Genomic DNA, 2,061 nt, shown 5'->3' with positions numbered 1-2,061 from the left:
AGGGGCCTGCCCCGTTCGCGGAAGGGTCCTTGATCATGCGACGCTGCCTCCTTCTTCGGTCTCGAGGGCCGCGGCCCCGGGGGTGAGTTCGGCCAGCCAGCGGTCGACCGCGCCGAGCAGGGCCTGTCTGATGCGGCTGTCGGTGGGCTCCGCGCGGGTGGCGCGGATCAGATGGTGCAGCGCCCACAGGATGTCTCCGCCGCGCAGCGCGCTCTCCGCCCGGCGCGTCAGCTCGGCGGCCCAGGACGCCAGATCGTCGACGTCCGGCGGAGCCTCCTGGCCGTCGCTGCGGATCAGCGCGCCCATGCCCTCGACGCCGAGGTGCCGGGTGAGCAGCTTCTCCATCTCGTCGAGGGCCTCGCCGAGCGTCTCGCGGTACCGGTGCGTCAGCGCCTGGCCCAGGCCCACGTCGAGGAGGCCGAGTGCGTCGTGGAGCAGTTTCAGGCGCGCGGGCACCTCGTACGTCCGCTCGTCGAGCGTGAACACGAAGGCCCGCGCGAGGTTGTCGCGGGCGTGACTCGACTCCGGGTTGAGGGTCAGGGCCCGGCGCAGGTCCGCCTCCGCGCCGTGCATGTCGGAGCGCATGCCGTGCTTGGTGCGGGTGTAGCCGCGCCACACGCCGCGCATCGAGAGCAGCGCGGAGAGCTTCGCGTTCAGCAGGCTCAGCAGCTCACGGTCGAGCGGGTGCAGCACGTTGATCGCGGACTCGACGAGCGTGACGGCCTCGTCGAGGCAGCCGCCGAGCTGGACGCCCTCCTCGTCGGTGAGCGCCTCGACCCGGCCCAGCACGGTGCGGATCACGGCCTTCTTGGAGCGGGCCTGCATCCCGGCGTTCCGGGACACCTTCACCAGCTCGCGCCAGTGGGCCAACGCCTCGACGAGTCCGCCGTCGCCGCGCGTCAGCGCCGTCCTGGCGAGCGCGAGCCGGACGTGCACCGCCAGCTCGACGCCGTCCTGGAGGAACCGGGCGTGGCGCCTGGGGAGACGTACGTACGCGGGGTTGCGCCGCAGGAAGTCCTGGCAGAGGGCGCACTCCTGAGCGTGCGCCGCCTGCGACGCGGGCCCGGCGCAGTCGTCCGGCAGGGTGGTCAGGGTGGGGAAGGACGGCAGCGACCGCAGCGCGGCCCCGAACTTCCGCACCTCGGAGAGGGCGAAGCTCCGCGCCAGCTCCGAGAAGGCCCAGCGCAGTTCGCGTGCGGCGTACTCGCCGGGGTCCTTGCCCTGCTGGGCGGCGGCGTCGAGACCGGCGGCGAGCTCGGCGAGCGGCTCCTGCAGGCACAGCAGCCGCAGATAGCGCGGCCCGCACGCCAGCGTGGAGCGCGAGCCCGGCACGGACGGCAGGCCGCCCACGTCCTTCAGGACGCGCGCGCCACCCAGCTCGGACTCCAGGAGGGCGGCCAACGCCTGGTAGGCGGCGGCCTGTTGGGGTCTGTCCTGCTCGGTGTGCCGCTGCTCGTAGGCCGCCAGCTGCCCGAAGAGGTGCTGGCTGAGCTCCCAGCGCAGCGACGCCATGTCGTCGTGCGTCAGGTCGCGTTCGTAGGCGGCCGCGCGCTCGGCGCGCCAGCCGTCCCAGTACTCGTCGTCGCTGAGCAGCGTCGCCCAGTACGCGAGCGCCGACTCCCAGGCGTGCACCGCGTGTTCCCACGCCCCGCTCTGCTCCAGCTCCAGCGCCTGCCACAGCCGGGCCACGGCGAGCCCGTGCACCACGGCCATGTCGCCGGGCGCCTCCTTCAGACGCCGCTCCCACTCCGCGGCGGCCGCTTCCCGGTCCCGCGCGAGGAGCAGCAGCAGCGGCGCGTCCTGCGGGGAGCGCTCGCACAGGGCGTCGAGGAGGCCCGGCCCCTCGTCCGGCGAGAGCCCGGCGAGGGCGTCGCGCAGCGCGGCGGGGGAGTGCCAGCGGTAGAGCAGCGCGTCCAGCTGCAGCCGCCGCCCCGGCAGCCGCAGTCGCTCCAGGGCCATCCGCTCGTGCCACGACATGGTGCCGCGTTCGAGCAGGGCGTACGAGGCGTTCTTGACCACGTCCATGGAGGCGCCGGGGTCGACGCCCGCGTCGCGCAGGGC

1 protein-coding gene is annotated in these 2,061 nt (G+C 74.2%); it reads right to left on the bottom strand.

Annotated features, from left to right (window positions below; translation table 11 throughout):
* Positions 1-33 precede the first annotated feature (33 nt).
* Positions 34-2,061, bottom strand: a 2,028-nt coding sequence (locus tag AOK03_RS29795) for a hypothetical protein (RefSeq protein ID WP_157869114.1), incomplete at its 5' end; no start/stop codon positions are given.

This window comes from Streptomyces atriruber, from assembly GCF_001418325.1.
GTDB classification, from domain to species: Bacteria; Actinomycetota; Actinomycetes; order Streptomycetales; family Streptomycetaceae; genus Streptomyces; species Streptomyces atriruber.
The sequence above is the reverse complement of the archived record's forward strand: the minus strand, read 5'-3'. Positions and strand labels throughout refer to the sequence as shown.